Origin of the sequence: Actinoplanes sp. NPDC048791 (assembly GCF_040650095.1) — a bacterium.
Taxonomy (GTDB): domain Bacteria; phylum Actinomycetota; class Actinomycetes; order Mycobacteriales; family Micromonosporaceae; genus Actinoplanes.
Map to the genome: position 1 here is coordinate 1 of NZ_JBEZGQ010000455.1, position 6,456 is coordinate 6,456.

At 71.1% G+C, this 6,456-nt stretch carries 9 protein-coding genes; 8 read left to right on the forward strand and 1 reads right to left on the reverse strand.

Annotated features, from left to right (window positions below):
• Positions 1–279 (forward strand): SDR family oxidoreductase (locus tag AB0C29_RS27740; RefSeq protein ID WP_360825895.1); only part of this gene is annotated, 279 nt, incomplete at its 5' end.
• Here the strand turns inward: AB0C29_RS27740 and AB0C29_RS27745 are convergent.
• Positions 276–1,130, reverse strand: coding sequence for a thymidylate kinase (locus AB0C29_RS27745; protein WP_360825898.1), 855 nt, complete (start codon positions 1,128–1,130; stop codon positions 276–278). The two genes, AB0C29_RS27740 and AB0C29_RS27745, sit on opposite strands and share 4 nt — an antisense overlap.
• A 127-nt stretch (positions 1,131–1,257) precedes the next feature.
• Between AB0C29_RS27745 and AB0C29_RS27750 the strand changes: the two genes are divergently transcribed.
• The 7 genes from AB0C29_RS27750 to AB0C29_RS27780 form a co-directional block, all read left to right on the forward strand.
• The gene (locus tag AB0C29_RS27750) at positions 1,258–1,842 is read left to right on the forward strand and encodes a nucleotidyltransferase (RefSeq protein WP_360825900.1); all 585 of its coding nucleotides are present in this window, start codon (positions 1,258–1,260) and stop codon (positions 1,840–1,842) included.
• Position 1,843: 1 nt separating this feature from the next.
• The gene (locus AB0C29_RS27755) at positions 1,844–2,098 is read left to right on the forward strand and encodes a hypothetical protein (RefSeq protein WP_360554983.1); all 255 of its coding nucleotides are present in this window, start codon (positions 1,844–1,846) and stop codon (positions 2,096–2,098) included.
• Positions 2,095–2,838 carry a metallophosphoesterase gene (locus tag AB0C29_RS27760; protein WP_360825903.1) on the forward strand — a complete coding sequence of 248 codons (744 nt, stop codon included), beginning with the start codon at positions 2,095–2,097 and terminating at the stop codon, positions 2,836–2,838. The genes AB0C29_RS27755 and AB0C29_RS27760 overlap by 4 nt, the downstream gene beginning before the upstream one ends.
• 132 nt (positions 2,839–2,970) lie before the next feature.
• Entirely contained in the window at positions 2,971–3,114 is a 144-nt protein-coding gene (locus AB0C29_RS27765) for a GPGG-motif small membrane protein (protein WP_360554986.1), read from the forward strand.
• Between the two features lie 205 nt (positions 3,115–3,319).
• Positions 3,320–4,246, forward strand: a complete 927-nt coding sequence (locus AB0C29_RS27770) for an MHYT domain-containing protein (RefSeq protein WP_360825906.1) — start codon at positions 3,320–3,322, stop codon at positions 4,244–4,246.
• A 43-nt stretch (positions 4,247–4,289) separates the two neighbouring features.
• Complete coding sequence (locus AB0C29_RS27775; protein ID WP_360825909.1) at positions 4,290–5,009, forward strand: HD domain-containing protein; 720 nt, start codon at positions 4,290–4,292, stop codon at positions 5,007–5,009.
• A gap of 37 nt (positions 5,010–5,046) precedes the next feature.
• Positions 5,047–6,456, forward strand: a 1,410-nt coding sequence (locus tag AB0C29_RS27780; protein ID WP_360825912.1) for a glycoside hydrolase family 13 protein, incomplete at its 3' end; no start/stop codon positions are given.

Below are 6,456 nucleotides of genomic sequence, written 5' to 3' on the forward strand. Positions count from 1 at the left end.
CTCGCCCCGTTCGCCGGAGCGGCCGGGTACGCGACCGCCAAGGCCGCGGTGCTCGCCTTCGCGAACGCAGTCGCCGTCGAATACAAGAAGAGCGGGGTGCGCTGCAACACCGTGCTGCCCAGCGTCATCGACACGCCGGCCAACCGGGCCGCCCAGCCGGCCGCCGACTTCTCCCGCTGGGTCACCCCGGCCGAGATCGCCCAGGTGATCGGCTTCCTGACCGGGGACGGCTCGGCGCCGACCAGCGGCGCCGCCATCCCCGTCTACGGCCGGGCCTAGAAACCCTCCGCCAGCTGGTAGGTCAGCACTGAGGCGGCCGCGGCCAGGGTCGCCACGGTCACCAGCAGTGCCCGGGCGTGGGCCACCAGCATCGTGGCCGGTCCCCGCGAGCCGGCCGGCACCCGGGGCATCGGGACCACCGCCGGCACCGGCGCGGGCATCCACGCCCGGAGGTGCTCCAGCAGAGCCTCCTGCACCTGCTCCGGCGTGCCGTTCGCGTCGATCACCACGAAGGTGGGGTGCTCGGGCAGGGACTCGTACGCGGCCGTGGCGGCGCGCAGGTAGTCCATCTCCTCGTGGTCGTAGCCGCGCCGCTCGATCCGCTCGTACGCGACGGCGGGGTCCACGGCCAGCAGGAACGTCACGTCCGGGGCGGGGAACACCCGGTAGGCCAGGCGGGCGCGGCGCTCGGCCCTGTTCAGCCGCTCGGGGCGGGGAGTCTTGGCGTGCGCGCGGATGCTCGCGTACTGGCAGACGGCGTACCTGTCCATGATCGCGATTTCGCCCGTGACCGTGCGGCGCAGCAGCGTGCGCAGGATCGCGAGCCAGCGCAGCACCGACTCGATGAACAGCATCGCCTTGCGGCCGAGCAGGTGCTCGCCGTCGCGCCGGCCCAGCGCCGTGGCCAGCCGGCCGAACCAGCGACGCCCGCCGGCGTTGCGCCGGTAGGTCGCCGGCAGGCCCCGGGCGGCCAGGGCGGTCGCCAGCTGGTGGGCCTGGGTGGTCTTGCCGGAACCGTCGATGCCGACCAGCGCCACCGTGCGCAGCGGGCGGACGGCGGTGACCGGGTGGTGCTGGACCGGGTGCTGATCGTCGAAAGCGGGGCGGGCGGAACCGAGGTCAGGGACCATACCCACCAACGGTACCCGGGCCAGTCACGCTCGGTTCCGGCCCGAGCCGGGCTGCTGGTGTGAAGGCAACCGGCTCCGGGTAGACCGGAAGTGCCAAACGCACATCAATCGACGCAGGGAGACCGCCATGCCGCACCGGGTGGACGAGGGCCTGGTCAACACGCTCAAACGGGTTGCCTCCGTGCTCAAACAGGCGGAAGTCCCGTTCGCGCTCGGCGGCAGCTTCGCGGTCTACGCCCACGGCGGGCATTCCAGCGATCACGACGTCGACTTCCTGATCCGCGAGCAGGACAAGGCCCGGGCGCTCGAGGAGCTGTCCGCGGTCGGCTTCGAGGTGGAGCAACCGCCCGAGGACTGGCTGGTCAAGGTCTTCGACGAGGGCCGGATGGTGGACCTCATCTACCGCCCGGTCGAGTCGCCGGTGACCGACGCCACGCTGCGGGACACCGTGATGCGCCCGGTCGAGGCGATCAACATGCCCGTGCTGTCGGCGACCCAGCTGATGGTGCACAAGCTGCTGAGCTACACCCAGCACTACTGCGACTTCGCCACCGGCCTGCCGGTCGCCCGGTCCCTGCGCGAGCAGATCGACTGGGACCGGGTCCGCGAGGAGACCGCGAAGTCGCCGTACGCGGAGGCGTTCCTGGTCCTGCTCGACCGCCTGGACGTGGTCGCGCAGCCGGGGGAAGCACGTCTGACAGTGGGGGGTTGAGATGACACCACAGCTCGACGAATACGTGGAGGCGGAGATCCAGCGCCTGCTCACCGAGAACGGCGCGATCGCCGAGCAGGGCATCACCCTGCAACGCCGCGAGCACCTGCTGGTGCTCGGCGGTGAGGTGGAGAGCGCCCAGCGGCGCGACGAGATCTGCCGGCAGATCACGGCGAACTTCCCGGACGTGGAGATCGCCTGCGACATCGGCATCGTGCGCGCCGCGGCGCCCAGCGAGGTGGAGGAGATCTCATGATCCGGATCGCCGCCGTGGGCGACGTCCACGTCGACAAGGACGTCCTGGGCCGCTACCGGCCCGCGCTCGAACAGCTGCCCGGGGTCGCCGACGCGCTGCTGATCGCCGGGGACCTGACCCGGCACGGCACCGTCGAGGAGGCCAAGTGCATGGCGACCGAGTTCGGTGAGCTGGGCGTACCGGTCGTCGTCGTGCTCGGCAACCACGACCACCAGAGTGACCAGCAGGACGCGGTCAGCGACGTGCTCCGCGACGCGGGCATGACGGTGCTGGAGGGCGACGCGACCGTCCTGGAGATCAACGGTCACCGGCTCGGCATCGCCGGCGCCAAGGGCTTCGGCGGCGGGTTCGCCGGGGCGTGCGCCAGTTCGTTCGGCGAGCGCGAGATGAAGAACTTCGTCGGTACGACGGAGGCGATCGCCGAGCGTCTCGGTGCGGCGCTGCGGGGGCTCGACTGCGATGCCCTGGTGGCGCTGACCCACTACGCCCCGGTGCCCGAGACGCTGGTCGGTGAGCCGCTCGAGATCTACCCGTTCCTGGGGTCGTACCTGCTGGGTCAGGCGATCGACTCGGCCCCGACGGCGCTGGCCCTGCACGGGCACGCGCACCACGGCAGCGAGCGCGGCCGTACGCCCGGCGGCGTGCCCGTCCGCAACGTGGCGCACCCGGTGATCAAGCAGGCGTACAACGTCTATCAGCTGCTGTCGGAGGACATCGACGCCGGTCTCGCGACTGTCTGACGACCGCCCGGCCGTCCGGCCCCGTCCCGCCCGCGAGGGTGGTGGCGGGGCCGCTGTCGTTCGTGGAGTTTTTTCGCCCCGGTGCCCCGGCTCACAGGTTTTGGATTTTTGGCCGTCGGGTACCAGATCGACATGTCACTTTTGCTTTGGATCCTCGCAGTCATCCTCGTGGTCGCCGGCATCCTCGCGCTGTTCCGGCGGCAGATCCTCTGGGGCGTCGTCCTCATCATCGTGGGTCTTCTCGTGGGCCCCGGTGGCGTCAGCATCTTCAGTTAGACCCCCCTCCCTCCCCCGGCAGTTTCCTGACCGGTCACGACGACCGCACCGGGGCTGCCGTATGGCTACCTCTCGCAGGCAGCCATACGGTGGCCCCGGTTCTCTTTGTGTAGCGGGACGCACACGACGTGCGATGTCCCACATCGGACGTATGGCGTAATCCTCAGCGAACTGTTCCCGATGTTCGTGAGGGCGTGACGACAAAGTGGCCGAGGTCCATCACTTCACCTACGGAGCCTTCAACCCGATCGCGGCGTACCTGGTCGCGGTGCTCGGTTCCTTCCTCGGCCTGCTCGCCACCGGCCGGGCGCGCAGCGCCCGCTCCCGCAGCCGGCGCAACCGCTGGCTGGTCATCGCCGCCTTCTCGATCGGCGGCGCCGGCATCTGGCTCATGCACTTCACCGCGATGCTCGGCTTCGACGTCCCGCAGAGCCCGGTGCGCTACAACCCGTGGGTGACCATGGCGAGCCTGGGCCTGTCGGTGATCACCGTGGGCCTCGGGCTGATGGTCGTCGGGCACGGCCGGCGCAGCCTGCCGAAGATCGCGGTGGCGGGCTTCTTCACCGGCATCGGCGTGCTGGCCATGCACTACACCGGGATGGCCGGGCTGCACGTGTCCGGCAAGATCCACTTCGACCCGACCCTGGTCGCCGCGTCGGCGATCATCGCGGTCGTGGCCTGCGCCGCCGCTCTCTGGTTCGCCGTCTCGGTCAAGGGCATGGGCGCGATGACCGGCGCCGCCGCGCTGATGGGCATGGCCGTCTTCGGCATGCACTACACCGGGATGGCCAGCATGTCCGTCGAGCTCAGCCCGACCGTCTCCAGCAACGTCAACGGCATCAAACCACTGCTGATGATCGTGCCGATCACCCTGGTCAGCGCCGCCCTGATCCTCGGTGTCGCGCTCAGCGCCCTGCAGGCGATGACCGACGAGGAGTTCACCTTCGGCGACGGGGTGCCGCGCCGCGGGATGCACGCCGAGAACCCCTGGTCGCTCAAGCAGGCGTCGATGTCGGCCATGCGGCGCGCCCCCGGCAGCCGTCCGTCGCCCGGCACCCGGCCCTCGCCGCGCCCGGTCCCGCTGCGCCCCAAGCCGCTGATCGACGAGCCGCTGATCGACGTCCCTTCCTGATCGCGGACCCACGCGGCGGTCGAGTCCGGTATACCTGATCGGCATGGCGCCAAGGATGCTGCTGTCGATGCCGTTGCACGCGATCACCGAGGTGTACGGCGAGGCGGGTCTGCGCGAGCGGTTCTCCCTCGAACTGCTCGAGTTCCCGCCCGACGACCGGCGGCAGCTGGAGGAGGCGCTGGAGCTGGCGGCCCGGTTGCACGCCGACGACCGGCGGGTCCGCGAGCCGTACCTGAACCACCTGCTGCGGGTCGCGATCCGGATCATCCGCTACTACGGCATCCGGGACGTGGACGTGCTCACGGCGGCCCTGCTGCACGACGCCGTCGAGGACCATCCGGCCGAGCTGGCCGGCCTGGATCCCACGCTCGGGCACCAGACGCTGACCGACGCCGCGGTGGCCGAGCTGGCCCGGCGGTTCAACCCGCGGATGGCCGAGCTGGTCCGGTCGGTCACCAACCCCGAGTACGACCCGGAACGCGACAAGCACGAGCAGTACCGGGCCCACGTGGCCGACAATCTGGACCGCGACCCGTGGGCCCGGATCATCAAGATCTCCGACTTCACCGACAACGGCGTCGGAGTCATCCACACCACATATGACAAGGCTCGCAGCTCGGCGATCAAGTACCGGCCGCTGGTGCCGAAGCTGCGGGAGCTGGTCGGGCGCCCGGACACCCCGCTGTCCGTCGCCGCGAAGGACCACATCCTGGACCAACTCGATTTAGCGGAGGAACGCTTCGCCGCGATTCTGGACGGCTGACCCCGGTTCGGCGCCCCGCCGCCGTTAGCCTGGAGACATGCCATCCCCCGAGACCGACTGGTGGCGCAGCGCCGTCATCTACCAGATCTATCCGCGTTCCTTCGCCGACAGCAACGGCGACGGGATGGGCGACCTGCCCGGCATCACGGCCCGCCTGAGCGACCTGCGCGAGCTCGGCGTGGACGCGGTGTGGCTGTCGCCGTTCTATCCGTCGCCGCAGCACGACGCCGGCTACGACGTGGCCGACTACCGCGCGGTCGATCCGCGCTTCGGCGACCTCGGTGACGCCGACAAGATGATCAGCGAGGCGCGGGCCCTGGGGCTGAAGGTCATCGTCGACCTGGTGCCGAACCACACCTCCAGCGAGCACGCCTGGTTCCGGGCCGCCGTGGCCGCCGCGCCCGGCAGCCCGGAACGCGAGCGCTACATCTTCCGCGACGGCCGCGGCCCGGACGGCAGCGAGCCACCGAACGGCTGGAAGAGCGTCTTCGGCGGGCCCGCCTGGGAACGCGTCAGCGACGGCCAGTGGTACCTGCACCTGTTCGACGTCTCCCAGCCGGACCTCAACTGGGGGAACCCGGACGTACGGGCGGAGTTCGTCTCCGTGCTGCGGTTCTGGCTCGACCGCGGCGTCGACGGCTTCCGGGTCGACGTGGCGCACGGCCTGATCAAGGACGCCGAGCTCGCCGACTGGCAGTACGCCGGTGAGATCCTCGGCGGCCTCGCGCCCGAGGGGGCCCCGCCGCCGCCGATGTGGGACCAGGACGGCGTGCACGAGATCTACCAGCAGTGGCGCGCGGTCCTCGACGAGTACGAGGGCGGCCGCATCCTGGTCGCCGAGGCGTGGGTGCAGCCCGCCGACCGGCTGGCCCGCTACGTGCGCCCGGACGAGATGCACCAGGCGTTCAACTTCGAATACCTCGACACCCCGTGGTCGGCCGACCCGCTGCGCAAGGTCATCGACAGCACCACGGCCGCCAACGCCGCGGTCGGTGCCCCCACCACCTGGGTGCTCTCCAACCACGACGTGGTGCGGCACGCGACCCGGCTCGGCTACCCGGTCGGCGAGCCCCGCAAGCACGGCATCGGCATCGGCGACCCGCAGCCGGACGTGGCGCTCGGCCTGCGCCGGGCCCGCGCGGCGACGCTGCAGATGCTGGCGCTGCCCGGCTCGGCGTACCTCTACCAGGGCGAGGAGCTGGGGCTGCCGGAGGCCACGGAGATCCCCGACGAATACCGCCAGGACCCGGCCTGGGAACGCTCCGGGCACGCCGAGCGCGGTCGCGACGGCTGCCGGGTGCCGATCCCGTGGGAGGCCGACGCCCCGTCGTACGGCTTCGGGCCGGCCGACGCGAGCTGGCTGCCCCAGCCCGGCGTGTGGGCCGAGTACGCGCTGGACCGCCAGCGCGGCGTGACGGGCTCGACGTACGAGCTCTACCGGACGGCG

Bases quoted from the DNA above. Each gene is read 5' to 3' on its own strand.
- AB0C29_RS27745 (WP_360825898.1), bottom strand. From the start codon at position 1,130: ATGGTCCCTGACCTCGGTTCCGCCCGCCCCGCTTTCGACGATCAGCAC.
- AB0C29_RS27750 (WP_360825900.1), top strand. From the start codon at position 1,258: ATGCCGCACCGGGTGGACGAGGGCCTGGTCAACACGCTCAAACGGGTT.
- AB0C29_RS27755 (WP_360554983.1), top strand. From the start codon at position 1,844: ATGACACCACAGCTCGACGAATACGTGGAGGCGGAGATCCAGCGCCTG.
- AB0C29_RS27760 (WP_360825903.1), top strand. From the start codon at position 2,095: ATGATCCGGATCGCCGCCGTGGGCGACGTCCACGTCGACAAGGACGTC.
- AB0C29_RS27765 (WP_360554986.1), top strand. From the start codon at position 2,971: ATGTCACTTTTGCTTTGGATCCTCGCAGTCATCCTCGTGGTCGCCGGC.
- AB0C29_RS27775 (WP_360825909.1), top strand. From the start codon at position 4,290: ATGGCGCCAAGGATGCTGCTGTCGATGCCGTTGCACGCGATCACCGAG.